The 14,710-nt window shown below is 63.7% G+C and carries 13 protein-coding genes; 6 read left to right on the forward strand and 7 right to left on the reverse strand.

What is annotated here, in order from left to right; all coding sequences use genetic code 11:
- The 3 genes from JG739_RS02465 to gcvA all read right to left on the reverse strand — a co-directional run bounded on the left by JG739_RS02465 (position 1) and on the right by gcvA (position 4,105).
- Entirely contained in the window at positions 1-1,461 is a 1,461-nt protein-coding gene (locus tag JG739_RS02465; RefSeq protein WP_202365093.1) for a hypothetical protein, read from the reverse strand.
- 171 nt (positions 1,462-1,632) lie between these two features.
- Positions 1,633-2,937, reverse strand: coding sequence for a nicotinate phosphoribosyltransferase (gene pncB, locus JG739_RS02470; RefSeq protein ID WP_202365094.1), 1,305 nt, complete (start codon positions 2,935-2,937; stop codon positions 1,633-1,635).
- A 193-nt stretch (positions 2,938-3,130) separates the two neighbouring features.
- On the reverse strand, positions 3,131-4,105 hold the full coding sequence (gcvA, locus tag JG739_RS02475) for a transcriptional regulator GcvA (RefSeq protein WP_202365095.1): 975 nt from the start codon (positions 4,103-4,105) through the stop codon (positions 3,131-3,133).
- A gap of 228 nt (positions 4,106-4,333) precedes the next feature.
- Here gcvA and speB point away from each other — a divergent pair, with 228 nt between their 5' ends.
- The 5 genes from speB (at position 4,334) to JG739_RS35190 (ending at position 8,623) form a co-directional block, all read left to right on the forward strand.
- Positions 4,334-5,395 (forward strand): agmatinase, encoded by a 1,062-nt coding sequence (speB, locus tag JG739_RS02480; RefSeq protein ID WP_202365096.1) that lies wholly within the window; start codon positions 4,334-4,336, stop codon positions 5,393-5,395.
- Positions 5,396-5,552: 157 nt separating this feature from the next.
- Positions 5,553-6,350, forward strand: coding sequence for a transporter substrate-binding domain-containing protein (locus JG739_RS02485; RefSeq protein ID WP_202365097.1), 798 nt, complete (start codon positions 5,553-5,555; stop codon positions 6,348-6,350).
- Positions 6,351-6,371: 21 nt separating this feature from the next.
- Positions 6,372-7,040, forward strand: a complete 669-nt coding sequence (locus tag JG739_RS02490) for an amino acid ABC transporter permease (protein ID WP_202365098.1) — start codon at positions 6,372-6,374, stop codon at positions 7,038-7,040.
- Positions 7,037-7,684 (forward strand): amino acid ABC transporter permease, encoded by a 648-nt coding sequence (locus JG739_RS02495; protein WP_202365099.1) that lies wholly within the window; start codon positions 7,037-7,039, stop codon positions 7,682-7,684. Before JG739_RS02490 ends, JG739_RS02495 begins: the two co-directional genes overlap by 4 nt.
- A 573-nt stretch (positions 7,685-8,257) precedes the next feature.
- Positions 8,258-8,623 (forward strand): hypothetical protein, encoded by a 366-nt coding sequence (locus tag JG739_RS35190; RefSeq protein ID WP_244749669.1) that lies wholly within the window; start codon positions 8,258-8,260, stop codon positions 8,621-8,623.
- A 40-nt stretch (positions 8,624-8,663) separates the two neighbouring features.
- Here the strand turns inward: JG739_RS35190 and JG739_RS02500 are convergent, their stop codons facing one another.
- Positions 8,664-10,067: an MATE family efflux transporter gene (locus JG739_RS02500; protein WP_202365100.1), complete on the reverse strand. Its 1,404-nt coding sequence runs from the start codon at positions 10,065-10,067 to the stop codon at positions 8,664-8,666.
- Positions 10,068-10,312: 245 nt separating this feature from the next.
- On the opposite strand from JG739_RS02500, the gene JG739_RS02505 reads away from it, so the two are divergent.
- A complete protein-coding gene (locus JG739_RS02505; RefSeq protein WP_202365101.1) occupies positions 10,313-10,891 on the forward strand; it encodes a histidine phosphatase family protein in 579 nt (192 codons plus the stop codon).
- A gap of 31 nt (positions 10,892-10,922) precedes the next feature.
- Here JG739_RS02505 and JG739_RS02510 read toward each other — a convergent pair whose 3' ends face one another.
- From JG739_RS02510 to JG739_RS02520, 3 genes are read right to left on the reverse strand one after another with little or no spacing between them, the layout of a single operon-like run.
- Entirely contained in the window at positions 10,923-12,509 is a 1,587-nt protein-coding gene (locus JG739_RS02510) for an FGGY-family carbohydrate kinase (protein WP_202365102.1), read from the reverse strand.
- On the reverse strand, positions 12,506-13,189 hold the full coding sequence (locus JG739_RS02515; protein ID WP_202365103.1) for an HAD-IA family hydrolase: 684 nt from the start codon (positions 13,187-13,189) through the stop codon (positions 12,506-12,508). Before JG739_RS02515 ends, JG739_RS02510 begins: the two co-directional genes overlap by 4 nt.
- A gap of 40 nt (positions 13,190-13,229) precedes the next feature.
- The gene (locus JG739_RS02520) at positions 13,230-14,708 is read right to left on the reverse strand and encodes a mannitol dehydrogenase family protein (RefSeq protein WP_202365104.1); all 1,479 of its coding nucleotides are present in this window, start codon (positions 14,706-14,708) and stop codon (positions 13,230-13,232) included.
- Between the last annotated feature and the right edge of the window lie 2 nt (positions 14,709-14,710).

A 14,710-nucleotide genomic window follows, 5' to 3' on the forward strand; every position in this document is an offset into this window, starting at 1 on the left:
TCACCCGGCCGAAGGCGTGGCAAGCAGCCACAGGCCGAAGACCGTATAGGCGATCATCAGCACGGTGAGCGGCAACTGGCTGAGCGCGGCGCGGGCGGGAATCGGGTGCAATCGCCAGGCGAGGCCATGCGCGACGAGCACGGCGAGCATGTGGCCAATGATGATGACGCCGGCCTGGATATTCCACAGCCACCAAGCCGAGCCGGCGCCGGCAGCGACGCCGGCTTCGATCCGGATGTCGGCGGTGCCGAACAGATCCCAGCCCAGCGCGAACGGGTCGGAAAGCGCAGTCACCGCATATTGGCCGTCGACAAGCAGCGCCGTCAGATAGTGCGCAACATGATAGGCGAGCGCGATCGGCACGATCGACCAGACCAGCAGCCCTGCGGCCTGCCTGAGGGAATGCGGGCTGCCGGCAAGATGCTGGCCAAGGACAATGGCAAGGATGAACGCGGCCGCAAGCAGGACGAACGTCAGCACGAGCCCGAACGTGCCGATGCCGATCACCGCCGTGCGGCCCGGGACTTCCAGCGGATTGATGCCGAACAGGCCGAGCCAGAAAAAGGTTTTGGACAGTCCATCGAAGGACACCGACGACAGCGCCAGCAGCAGGAAAGCAATGCCGCTGAGCGACAGCGGCGCAGCATCGCTGAGCTTGGCGCCCGGCCAGCACAGACTGAGCCGGCCACCTTCATTGCGCCCGCCTTCATTGCGCTCAAGCAGGGCGAATCGCGCCACCATGGCGAGGAAGACAGTCAGGAACTCACCGCGCCGGCTCCAGTCGCGGTAGCCAAACACCAGCATGGCGGCAAAACTCAGCAACCAATAAAGGCCGGCGGCCCAGGCGAGCCGCGCCGGGTCGTCGGGCGCCGGGTCGATCAACTCGAACCAGGCGAAGGCGAAAAACAGCACCACGGCCGGCCAGCAGCCGAGCCATGGAGGCGGGCGCCATGTCTTGCGATTGACGATCTCGCGTTTGCCGAACAGGCGGGAAACGACACGCCAGGGCCCGTACCAGGGGCTGAGCCATGACCAGAGATTGCCGAACAGCCCCTGCAGCAAAACCAGGCCAACCCAGAGCAGCGTCCAGATCGCCAGGGGCAGCGGGTTGGAAAGCGGATCGCGGCTGCCGAACAGGCCGGCCGCAACCAGGATTGCAAATCCGGCAAACGATGCCAGGCTGACGATCGCCCGTGCGCCGTCGCCGAACGCGAACAGCGGCAGGCGCCGCCGCCAGAAGCGGGCAGGAAAGTCTGGCGGCAGCAGCGCCAGGACAAGAAAGCTGGCAGCGACCGCGAGCGCACCGCCGGCGACGTAGTAGCCGGTCGGCAGGAGCAGGACGTGGCCGCGATCGGAGGCATGTGCGAAGGCGGGGGTGGGAAGGAATGCGAGGCCAGGAGCGAGAATAGCCAGCCAGCAAAGACGGCGCTCTACGGCGCCCCCCTCTGTCCTGCCGGACATCTCCCCCACTTGGGGGGAGATCGGCAGTTCGCTCGATCGGCGCCTTCCATGCAACGTTGGAGATTGGCGAAGCTGTAGATGACGGCCAATCTCCCCCCTCGTGGGGGAGATGTCCGGCAGGACAGAGGGGGGCGCGACGGAACTCATCCTATCCCAAGAGTTCCCTCACCCTCACACCTTGACCAGCTGCTCCACGCGGTCCTTTTCGCCGAAGATCCTCAGATACCGCTCGATCTCCTTCTCGTCGCCGGTGGCTTTGGCGGGATTGTCGGAGAGCTTGACCGCCGGGCGGCCATTGGCCTCGGTGACCTTGCAGACCAGCGAGATGGCGTCGAGCCGGTTGGTTTTGGTCGGGGCGCAGCCCTCGAAATCATTGGTCAGGTTGGTGCCCCAACCGAACGACATGCGCACTTTGCCGTGAAAATGGCGGTAGGTTTCCTCGATGGTCTCGACTTCGAGCCCGTCGGAGAAAATCAGCAGCTTCTGTCTGGGGTCCTTGCCCTTTTCACGCCACCAGGAAAGGATCTTTTCGCCGCCTTCGATCGGCGGCGCGCTGTCGGGGCGAAAGCCGGTCCAGTCGGCGATCCAGTCCGGCGCGTCACGCAGGAACGCCGCGGTGCCAAAAGTGTCCGGCAGCACGATCAGCAGATTGCCGCCATAGTAGCGCTGCCAGTCCTGCAGCACCTTATACGGCGACTGCTTCAGTTCTTTTTCCGAATTGGCGAGCGCGGCAAACACCATCGGCAGTTCATGCGCGTTGGTGCCGAGCGCCTCGAGGTCGTTGTCCATGGCCAAAAGCACGTTGGAGGTGCCGGTGAACGCCTCGCCGATGCCTTCCTTCAGCGCTTCGACGCACCAGCGCTGCCACAGGAAGGAATGGCGGCGGCGGGTGCCGAAATCGGAAATGCGGATATCCGGCAGCGCTTTCAGCCGCTCGGTCTTGGCCCACATCTTGGCCTTGGCGCGAGCATAGAGCACGTCGAGCGCGAACGGCCCGAACGCCCGCATGGCGGCGCGAGATCGAAGTTCATTGATAATTGCCAGCGCCGGGATCTCCCACAGCGTCGTGTACATCCACGGACCGCTGAAAGTGAGCTCGTACTGGCCATCGCGTTTGGAAAGCTCGTATTCCGGCAATTGGAAATTCTCGAGCCAGGCGAGGAACTCCGGTTCAAATATCTGCTTGCGGCCATAGAAAGTGTTGCCGCCAAGCCAGATCATCTCTTTCTTGGAGAAGCGCAAGGTGCGGGCATGGTCGAGCTGATCGCGCAGTTCTGCTTCGTCGATCTCCTCGGCAAGGCGAACCGAGGTGGTCCGGTTGAGCAGCGAGAAAGTGGTGTCGATGTTGGGATACATGCCCCAGATCATCTGCAGCATCAGCAGCTTGTAGAAATCGGTGTCGAGCAGGCTGCGGATAATCGGGTCGAGCTTCCAGGTGTGGTTGTAGACGCGCCGCGCTATATCGGTCTTGGTCATGTCTCGATGCCGCCTTCGCTGCTCGCCCTAGCTTTTTATTTAGCGCTTTTCCCGGGAAAACCGCTGCGCAGTTTTCCCGAAATTGCTTCAAATGCCTCTTAGCATTGAATTTTTGAAAGCGCCTCCCGCTTTGCGGGCTGGCCCGACAAAAAGAAAACGCTGCGGCAAGCGCGCCGCGTCGACTGCTGCAGCCTCAGGACGCGGTCTTGGCGCCGATCACTCTCAGCGCCGGACGCTTCCTGCGGATGCCGATGCGGCCCGCCACCGGCGCATCGGCGCGACCGTCGGCCTGCTCCTTTTCGGCAAACAGCCAGTCGATGAACAGCTGCACGATCGGCGCCGACCTCATCTCGTTACGGCAGACGACATAGAAATCGTCGACCGCCGGCACCGACAGGCTGAACGGCGCGACCAGCAGTCCCCTGGCGAGCAGTCCGCTTGCTGTCACCGTATCGCCCAGCGCCACGCCATGGCCGTGGACTGCCGCCTCGCTCGCCATGCGCGCGTCGCCGAGGTGATGGCGGCGGCCGCGCTCCAGATCCAGCGCGTCGGCGGCGGCCAGCCAGGTGTGCCATTCGCGGCCGTCGTCGCCATGCAGGAAGACGTGATCGGCGAGATCGCGCACGGTGCGGATCGGACGGTTGTTGATCAGCGTCGGACTGACCACCGGGAACAGTTCGAGACCCGACCATTTGCGCATCCAGCAATCGGTCCAGCTGCCGTCGCCATAGTGCACGCAGATATCGATATGCGGTGCGCGGACGTCCCTGGCGTCATTGGACGGGATCAGTGTCAGCCTGATATCGGGATACTGCGAGGTGAAGCTGCCGAGCCGCGGGATCATCCACAACAGCAGCAGTGCCGGCACGCAGGAGACCGAGAGTGCGCCGGTGCTCGCCGGCCTCGTCATGCGCTGCGTGGCGGCGGCGATGCCGTCGAAAGCGATCGACACCGCCGGCAGCAATTCGGCGCCGTGCGGCGTCAGCTTCACCCGCTGACCGGCGCGTTCGAACAGCTTGACGCCCAGCGACTGTTCGAGCGCCTTGATCTGATGGCTGACGGCGCCGTGGGTGACGTTGAGCTCAGCCGCAGCCTTGGTCAGCGAGGCATGGCGTGCCGTCGCCTCGAAGGCCCGCAATGGATTCAGGGGAGGCAGACGCTTGGCCATCGGAACCTCAAAGGAGCACGATCCCAGAACTGGAACCCGGGTTTCTGGATAAGATCGTGCTCGACGTTAATGTGAGATTTTCTCACAGCAAAGACCCTAACAATATCAATTGATTTTTCAAAGCAGCTGCACGACACTTTGGGCCATACAGCATCAGGACATGAAATCCGCAGGCAGCCGGCGCGACCGTCATTGATGGCCGCACTGCACCAGCCATGGAGGACCGACATGGGTTATGATCGCGGCAAGCTCGAAGCGTTGCGCCGCAAATATGGCGAAAGCCATGGCGGCGAGATGTTCGACCCGAAATTCCGGCGCGTCGCCGACAAGATCTTTTCCAAGAGCGGCACGCGGCTGGCGCCCTATTCCGGCATCCCGACCTTCCTCAGCGCGCCCTACCGGGAAATCGCCGCCGACAATCCTGATTTCGGCGATCTGCAGGTGGCGATGATCGGCGTGCCGATGGATCTCGGCGTGACCAACCGGCCTGGCGCCCGCTTCGGGCCAAGGGCGCTGCGCGCCATCGAGCGCATCGGCCCCTACAATCATGTACTGGAATGCGCACCGACGCATGAGCTGAAGGTGGCCGACATTGGCGACGTGCCGTTCCAGAGCCGCTACCGGCTGGAAACCAGCCATGACGACATCGAGCGCCGCACCAACCAGATCGTCGATGCCGGCGTCGTCCCGCTTTCGGTCGGCGGCGACCATTCGATCAGCCATCCGATCCTGAAGGCTGTCGGCAAAAAGGCGCCGGTCGGCATGATCCATATCGATGCCCACTGCGACACCAGCGGCCTGTTCGACATGACCAAGTTCCACCATGGCGGGCCGTTCCGCAACGCGGTGCTCGACGGCGTGCTGGATCCGTCGCGCACCATCCAGATCGGCATCCGCGGCTCGGCCGAGTATCTGTGGGAGTTCACCTACGAATCCGGCATGACCGTGGTGCATGCCGAAGAGGTGACCGGCCTCGGCATCCCGGCCATCATCGCGAAGGCGCGCCAGATCGTTGGCGATGGCCCGACCTATGTGTCCTTCGACATCGACAGCATCGACCCGGCATTCGCGCCCGGCACCGGCACGCCGGAAGTCGGCGGGCTGACGACGCGGGAGGTGCTTGAACTGCTGCGCGGCCTGAAAGGCCTCAATATCGTCGGCGGCGACGTCGTCGAGGTGGCGCCGCAGTATGACACGACGACCAACACGGCCCATGCCGGCGCGCAGGTGCTGTTCGAGATCCTCAGCCTGATGGTCTTCAGCCCGGCGCTCTCAGGCAAGCGAGCCTGACGCATCAGACCATGATCCCGAAAACTGGAAACCGGTTTTTGCTCCGCTGACCTTCGGTTCGGAACAGATCATGGCCCAACAAGAACTTCCAAGGCGGCCGTCGCGCTGGAGCCGGCGGCCGCATTCAAACAAACAAGCTTCCAGCAGGGGAACGACAATGACATTTCACATGAAATCATCCATCGCCGCCGTGCTGATGCTCGCCGGCCTCGGTCTTGCCACCCAGGCCGCCAATGCCGACGCGCTCGACGACATCACCAAGGCCGGCGCGATCAATGTCGGCATTTTCTCCGACTTTCCGCCCTTCTCCTCGGCCAGTGCCGATATGAGCATCAAGGGCTATGACATCGACGTGGCGCAGTTCATCGCCGACCAGCTCAAGGTCAAGCTCAACCTGGTCAGCGTGACCGGGCAGAACCGCATCCCGTATCTTACCGACAAGCGCGTCGATATCCTGATGAGCGTCGGCTACTCCAAGGAACGCGAGCAGGTAATCGATTTCGCCGCCGCCTACGCACCCTACTATATCGCCGTCATCGGCCCGGCCGCGCTCAAGGTCGAAGGCAAGGACGACCTCGCCGACAAGTCGATCGCCGTCAACCGCGGCACGCTGGAAGATACGTCGCTGACCGAGGCAGCACCCGCCTCGGCCGACATCCGCCGTTTCGACAACTACAACTCCGTCATCCAGGCCTTCATCTCGGGTCAGACCCAACTGATGGTCGTCGGCAACGATGTCGGCGCCCAGGTGCTTGCCCGCCAGGATGCACTGAAGCCGGAACAGAAGTTCCAGCTTCTCACCTCGCCCTCACATATCGGCCTCAACAAGAACGAGGACCGCCTGAAGCAAGCGGTCAACGACGCGGTCGCCAAGATGCTGGCCGACGGCAAGCTGGACGAAAGCTCGAAAGCCTGGCTCAAAACACCGCTCAATCCCGACAACCTCAAGGATTGATCTCCGGGGTAAGGACCTATCATGGCCTACAGCCTCGACTTCGGCTGGCTTGCCGATGCGACAGGTGCGATCGCGCGCGGGGCGGCCATGACGATCCTGTTGATCGCCGTGACCACGCTCGCGGGAACATTCCTCAGCATCCTCGGTGCGGCAGGGCGGCGAAACGGCCCCTTGCTGCTCAAGCGGGCGATCGGCGTCTATGTCGAGGTGATGCGCAACACACCGTTCCTGGTGCAGCTGTTCTTCATCTTCTTCGGGCTTCCCAGCATCGGCATAAGGCTCGATCCGATCCTGGCCGCCATGCTGGCGATGACGCTCAACATGGCGGCCTACACGATCGAGATCGTCGGCGCCGGGCTCGATGCGGTGCCGCGCGGACAGACGGAAGCAGCACTGGCGCTTGGGCTCAGGCCACGTCAGGTGTTCGTCAAGATCGTGCTGCCGCAGGCGCTCAGGGTGATCTTTCCGGCGCTGACCAGCCAGATCATCATCATGATGCTGGAGTCAGCCGTGGTGTCGCAGATCGCGGTGCGCGAACTGACCTACGAGGCCGACATGCTGCAGGCTCGCACCTTCCGTGCTTTCGAAACCTATTTCGTGGTGACCATCGTTTATCTCCTCCTGTCGATGGGGTTGCGTCGGCTGCTGGTCAGCGGCGGCCGCCGCGCTCTGGGAGCCGGCGTGTCATGATCGAATTCACCTTCTGGGATATTGTCCGCAACCTTCTGCTCGCCGCGCGATGGACGGTGCTTCTGTCGCTGGCGGCTTTCGTCGGCGGCGGCGTGGTCGGGTTGGTCGTGCTGTTCTTCCGCATCGCCAAGAATAAATGGGCGCGGCGCCTGGCCTCTGGCTACATTGCGCTTTTCCAGGGAACGCCGCTGCTCATGCAGCTCTTCCTGATGTTCTTCGGCCTGCCGATGCTGGGCTTGCGCATAGAACCGTGGACCGCCGCAGCACTTGGCCTGACCTTCTTCGCCAGCGCCTATCTCGCCGAGATCTGGCGCGGCGGTGTCGATGCTCTGCCACGTGGCCAGTGGGATGCCGGTGCCAGCCTCGGCCTCCACTACATGCAGGAACTGAGGCTGATCATCCTGCCGCAGGCGTTTTCGATCACCCGCGCGCCGACCGTCGGTTTCCTGGTGCAGCTGATCAAGTCGACCGCGCTGACCTCGATCATCGGTTTCGAGGAACTGGTCAGGACGTCGAACGCCATCAACAATGCGACCTTCGAGCCATTCACCGTCTATGGGCTGGTGGCGCTGATCTTCTTCGTCATGTGCTTCCCGCTCACGCAGTACGCACGTTCGCTTGAACGACGGGCAACGACAAAGTGATGCCCTCGACAAAGTGATTTTGACAGATCGGCGACCGGCAGCGAACGTCGATAATTCCCTCAGTGGCAAATCGCAAACCTCTAGGATTGGCCGTAGCACCCCTCCACTTCGTCATCCCTGGGCGAAGCAAGGAGCGAAGCGACGCGGCGCAGACCCTGGGATCCATTCCGCTACCTCAGTGTGTCACGACGGTGCAGAACCTTTGATGGCGGAGGGAGGCGCCCCCTCTGTCCTGCCCTCTTTGCCAAAACTTGGTATCTCCCCCACTTGGGGGGAGATCGGCCGTCATCACCGCCTTCGCGAACCGCCACTGTTGCAGGGGCGAACGTGCGCCAAAGCTGCCAATCTCCCCCTCGGCAGGGATCCCAAGGTCTGCGCCGCGTCTCTTCGCTCCTTGCTCCGCCCTTTGGATAACGAAGGCATCGTGGCCTGTGGCTAATCCCCAGCGTCAGAGATGGTGCCTGCCGGCCGGCCTGCAGGTGACGGTAACCGTGTTTCGGCTGCTTCCGAGCTATCTCCTTGTTGGAAGAAGAGTTCTGTGTACTCTCACAATGCTAAATCAAGGGCTTGGGGATGAGAATCGCAATGTTGGTCGCGTTGGCCGCGACAGTAGCCGGATGCGCGACCTCTCCGGTCGACTATGGAGCGTCGCTTTCGAAGCAAGACCGGAAATGGGCGTCGCCGGAATGCCAGCAAGCCCGCATGGAGGCTTCGGACTACGACGCTCGCGAAAAGAAGCAGCCGGGCTGGGGAACCGGCGTCTTTCTTGGTCCGTACGGATTGGGGCTGGCAGCAGCCATCAAGGAGCACCAGCAGAAGCAACGAAAATTGTTCGCTCGCGCGGTGCACTTGCGGTGCTCAAGCCTTCCACTGCCAAAGGAGTTGCAAGGCGACTTAAGCGCACAGGCCGCGCGTGCAAATCGGACGAAATATCCATAGACCTCACGACGCCGCCCTACGCGTGACGAAGCCGCTTTTATCAATGCCCGAAGGTGAGCGGCGGAGCGATACGATCCCGCCGCAGCCAGCGCGCCAGGAGCAGCGCCGCCACCACCGCCAGCCCCAACGACAGGCCGATCCAGATGCCGATGCCGTCGAGCCCGGAATGGAAGGCGAGCAGCACGCCGAGCGGCAAGCCGATGCCCCAATAGCCGATCGCCGCATAGATCATCGGCACCTGGGTGTCGTGCAGGCCGCGCAGCATACCGGCGGCCACGGCCTGCGCGCCATCGAAAATCTGGAACAGCGCGGCAAAGGCCAGGAACGACACGGCAAGCCCGATCACAGTGGCATTGGCCGGGTCGCCGAGATCGATGAAGGCGCTGATCAGCAGTTGCGGCCACAGGATCATCACCAGGCCCATCAGCGCCATGAACGAGACGCCGATGACAAAAGCGGTCCAGCCGGCGCGGGAAACCCCTTCCGGATTGCCGGCGCCATGGGCGAGCCCGACGCGCACCGTCGCCGCCTGGTTGAGGCCAAGCGGCACCATGAAGCTGATCGAAGCGATCTGGATGGCGATGGCATGCGCGGCGAGCGAGGCGGCGTCGATCAGGCCCATGAGAAGGGCCGCCGCGTTGAAGATCGTCACCTCGAAGGCGAGCAGGCCGGCGATCGGCAGGCCGAGCCGCAGCAGGCCCTTGAAGCGCGGCCAGTCGGCCCGCCAGAAGCGCCCGAACAGCTGATAGCGGCGAAACTTCGGCTCAAGCATCACCACCGCCGCCATGCCGGCGAACATCAGCATGCTGGACAGCGTGGTGGCGAGGCCGGAGCCGGCGATGCCCATCGAAGGAGCGCCGAGATTGCCGAACATGAACACCCAGTTGAAGAAGACATTGCAGGCGACGGCAACGAAGACGATGACCAGCGCCCAACCCGGCCGCTCCAGCGCCGAGATGAACGAGCGCAGGACGATATAGCCGTAGAAGGGCAGCACCGCCCATTCGAGCCAGCGCAGGTAGATGCCGGCCTGATGCGCCAGCGCCGGTTCCTGGCCCATGGCCAGCAACACGGCCTCGCCGTACCAGAGAAATATCCAGATCGGGATTGAGATGAGGATCGCCAGCCACAGCCCCTGCCGCACGGTGCGGCGCAGATCGCGCACCGAATGGCGACGGCGGCCGAGTTCCGTGGCGATCATCGGCGAGGTCGCCAGCATCAGGCCCAGCCCGAAGATCAGCGGCATGAAATAGAGGTTGGCGCCGAGCGCGCCGCTGGCCAGCGTGTCCGGACCCAGCCGCCCCATCATCATGACGTCGGTGGCGGTCATCGCCGTCTGGCCAAGATTGGTCAGCACCATCGGCCAGGCGAGCGCCAGCGTCGCCCTGATTTCCTGACGCCAAAGATTTTCCGGCGCGCGCGCGCCAGCTTCGATCGCAGACATTTTTTCGCCTATCCGATTGCGGCGCATCGGCAGAAAGGGCCGGAAGCCGCGTCTCAGCGCGGAAAATGGCCGTGATCGGCCCGGATTCCGCATTTACCGCCCAGCTTGTCCATGAAATGGGCAGCTATGGCAAGAGGCTGGCTCCGGGGAAGAGTTGAGCCAGAGAGCGCAGAAGCCGCTATGATCGCGTCGTTGCCCGATCACACGAGCGGGCGTCATTTTGAAGTCCATCGAAAGGCATGGGGATGAGCGCGTTTCCTGAAATCTACCTGGTTCGGCATGGCGAGACGGAATGGAGCGCCTCCGGGAAGCATACCGGGCGGACCGACATACCGTTGACGCCGGCCGGCGAGGCGGCTGCCGGGCGGGTCGCCGAGCGGTTGCAGGACCTCTCGTTCAAAGCTGTCTGGTCGAGCCCGTCGCAGCGCGCCTTCAAGACCTGTAGGCTAGCCGGCTTCGGTTCGGCCGGCGTCAAGAAGGCCGATCTGGCGGAATGGGATTACGGCGCCTACGAGGGGCTGACCACCAAGCAGATCCGCATCGAGCGCCCCGGCTGGCGTCTGTTTCGCGACGGCTGCCCTGACGGCGAGGCGGCAGAGGATGTCGGTGCGAGGGCGGATCGGATCGTCGACGAATTGCGCGACGTCAACGGCAATGTCCTGGTGTTTTCAAGCTCGCATTTCCTGCGGGTGCTGGCGGCGCGCTGGCTCGGCCTGCCGCCGCAGGATGGCGCCCTGTTCGTGCTGGATACCGCCAGCACCAGCGTACTCGGCTATGATCATGACCTTGGCGAGCCAGTTATCCGGCGGTGGAACCAGAGATAGCAGACGCATTGCAGGGTTGTTCGCGCCGCGCCTACCGGATTTCGTCCAGCGCCTGCCTCTGCCGGTGCATCTCCAAAAACACCCGGTAGTCGCGGTCGAACCGGCCGGCGGCCGCCGAATTGGGCTCTCGCGTCCTGCCGCCTTGCTGCATGGCGACGCAGGCGGCGTTCAAATCGGGAAAAAGCCCGGCGGCGGTCGCGGCGATCATGCCGGTGCCGAGCAGCACCGCCTCGTCGGCCAGCGGCTCGACCACCGTACAGCCGGTGGCGTCGGCATAGAGCTCCATCAGCAGCGGGTTCTTGGTGTGGCCGCCAGTGACATGCAGCGTGTCGATCAGATAGCCGTTCTCGTTCAGGGCTTCCAGCACGTGGCGCACGCCAAGCGCGATGCTGACGGCGGTGCGCCAATAGAGCTTGCACAGGCTGTCGAAGGAGGAATCCAGCGTCAGCCCGCTGATGACGCCGACCGCATGCGGATCGGCGAGCGGCGAGCGGTTGCCGTGGAAATCCGGCAGCACATGCAGCCTTGCCGCAAGATTCTCGCCCTCGACGGCGCGCAATTCGGCAACGCGCCGGGCGATCCTGGCGTGCATGGCGGTATCCGGCTCGCCGCCGGCGCCATGCCAGCGGATGACGTGATCGAGCAGCGCGCCGGTGGCCGATTGGCCGCCTTCCGACAGCCACAGGCCGGGAAGCGCCGCGCCATAATACGGGCCCCAGACGCCGGCAAAGGGTTGCGGGTCGGGCGACATCGCCATGACGCAGCTCGAAGTTCCGGCGATCAGCGCCAGATGCCGGCCGATGTTGGTTTCATCGCCGGCGAAGCCGCCGAGCACGCCGAGGGCGCCGGCATAGGCGTCGATGACGCCGGCGCCGACCCGGCATTTTTCGGTCAGGCCAAGTTCAGCCGCAGCTTCCGCGCTCAGCCGGCCGATATCGGCGCCGACCGGGCTGGCCTTGTCAGGCAGATTGCCATGCTCGAAAAGATCACCGAGCCCAACGGCTTGGAAGAAGTCGTGCCGCCAGCCGGCCTCTTCATGCGCCAGATAGGTCCATTTGGCGGTCAGCGTACATTGCGAGCGGGCGAGCGAACCGGTCGCCTTCCATGTCAGAAAGTCGGTGAGGTCGAATAGATAGCCGGCTTCGTTCCATGTTCCGGGCAGGTTGCGCTTCAGCCACATCAGCTTCGGCGTCTCCATTTCCGGCGACATGACGCCGCCGATATAGTCGAGCACGGCATGGCGGCTTTCGGTGCATTCATCGGCCTCGGCAATGGCGCGGTGATCGAGCCAGACGATGGTATCCCAGCGCCTTTCACCTGATACCGAGACGCTGAGCTGGCCACCATCCTTGCCCCGCACTACCAGCGAGCAGGTGGCGTCGAAGGAGACGCCGACGATGTCCTGCGCTGCCACGCCGGCTTTTTCGCGGGCGGCGCGCACCGCAATGCAGACTGCCCACCAGATATCCTGCGAATCGTGCTCTGCGTGATCGGCCTTCGGCCGGTTCATGACGATCAGATGCTCGGCGCGGCCGAGCAAGGTGCCTCTGGTGTCGAGAATGCCCGCACGGGCGCTCCCGGTGCCGACATCGACCGCGCAAACGAAACTGTTCGTCAAGGTATTCTTGCTCTCGCTCCCAGGCCTGCAATCAGATCGGGCAATTGCAGCATGTCAGCGAATATAAAGTCCGGCTCACTCAACGCAAGCCGCGCTTTCAGTGCCGGATTACCGGCATGCGAGCCGCCGGTGAAGGCGAGGACGCGCATTCCCGCCGCTCGTGCCGCGGCGACGCCAACGGGGCTGTCCTCGACGACCAGACAATTTTGCGGGATCGCTCCCATTCTGGCGGCGGCATGGAGAAAAAGATCCGGCGCCGGCTTGCCCCGCGCCACCATGGCGGCGCTGAATAGATGCGGCTCGAGCAGCCCGAGCAGCCCGGTGACGTCGAGCGCATAGCGGATGCGATCCAGTGTGCCGGAGGAAGCAACGCAGCATGGCACGGTAAGCCTCGGCAGGACCTGCCCGATGCCAGGTATCGGTTTCAGCTCGTCACGAAATTTGCGCATCAGCTCGACGCGCATCTCGCTCAGCTGCTGGTCGCTGATTTCTAGCCCGAAGTCGCTGCCGAGGATTTCGCGGACACTTTTCATGCTCTTGCCGAGGAAATGCTCATAGGCGGCGTCTTCGCTGACGCTGCCGCCGGCAAGCGTGATCATGCCAAGCAGCGCCGAAACGGACAGCCCCTCGCTGTCGACCAGCACGCCGTCGCAGTCGAAAATGACCAGGTCAGGCGTCATTGCAGGGCCCTCATCGGCAGAGACATGCATTGAGCCGATCTTAGAGATTGCCGGCGAGGTAGCGCGTCAGCGTCGTACGTGCGCCATCGGCCCAGAGCGCCTCGAGCGCCTTGGAAAAGCCTTCGACGAACGGCGCCGAGCGGCCGACCTCGCCATAGATGTCCTCCATGGCCAGCCAGGCGGCAGGCGCATCCTTCGCCGCCCTGGCGGTCGTCTGCAGCCGGTCCCAGCTTGGATCGTTGGGTTCGATGACGGCGCCGCTATCGGTCGTGCCGAAGCAATAACGGCACCAGAGCGCCGATTCTAGCGCCAGGCCGGCGACGCTCTTGCCGGCCCTCAGCCGGTCGGCGATGGTCGGGATGATGAATTTCGGCTGCCGGTTGGAGCCGTCGAGGCAAAGCCTGCGGATGGTGTCGCCGATCTTCGGATTGGAGAAGCGGTGCTCGATGAGCTGATAATAATCCTCCAGCACGGTGTCCGGCACCGGCGGCACCGTCGGGATGATCTCGTCGTGCTCCAGCCTGTCGAGAAAACCGCGCACCAGCGGCTCCTGCATCGCCTCGTGGACGAAATGGATATCCATCAGCCCGGCCGGATAGGCGATGGTCGCATGGCCGCCATTGAGGATGCGGATCTTCATCAGCTCATAGGGCGCGACATCGCTGACGAACTGCACGCCGACCTTTTCCAGCGGCGGGCGGCCGTCGGTGAAACGATCCTCAAGCACCCACTGCTTGAACGGCTCGCAGAACACCGGCCAGTTGTCGTCGAGGCCGAACTCGCTCGACAGGATTTCGCGCTCGCGGTCGGTGGTGGCCGGCGTGATGCGGTCGACCATGCCGTTGGGAAAGGCGACGTTCGCGCTCACCCAGTTCGCCAGTTTTTCATCGATCAGCCGCGCGAGGCCGATGACGCCATCGGCGGTGACATGGCCGTTGTGGGGGATGTTGTCGCAGGACATGATCGTGAACGGCACAACGCCTTCGTCGCGGCGGCGCATCAGCCCGGCAAGAATGATGCCGAAGACGGTCTTCGGTGTTGCTCCCGGCTGCGCATCGGCGACGATGTCGGGATGGGTCGGGTTGAACACGCCAGATGCCGGGTCGATGAAGTAGCCGCCCTCGGTGATGGTCAGCGAAACGATCCTTATCGCCGGATCGGCAAGCCGTTCTATGATCGCGGCTGCGTCGCCCGGCATCAGAAAGTCGATCATGGCGCCGGTGACGCGGGCGCTCATGTGGCCAGAATCCTGCTCGACCACGGTGGTCAGCCAGTCCTGCTCCTGCAACTTGCCGCGGCCGACCTTCTCGCCGTCGAAGACGCCGGCGCCGACCAGTGCCCAGTCGTGGCCGACGCCCGCATTGAACAGGTCGTCGAGATAGACGGCCTGGTGCGAGCGGTGGAAATTGCCGACGCCGAAATGGACGATGCCGGCCCTGAGCGCGGCGCGATCGTATTTCGGGCCGGCGACCTCAGGCGGAAGCTTGGCGAGGGTGGAAGAAGAGAGTTTCACGGTCATCT

This window comes from Mesorhizobium sp. L-2-11, from assembly GCF_016756595.1.
Taxonomy (GTDB): domain Bacteria; phylum Pseudomonadota; class Alphaproteobacteria; order Rhizobiales; family Rhizobiaceae; genus Mesorhizobium.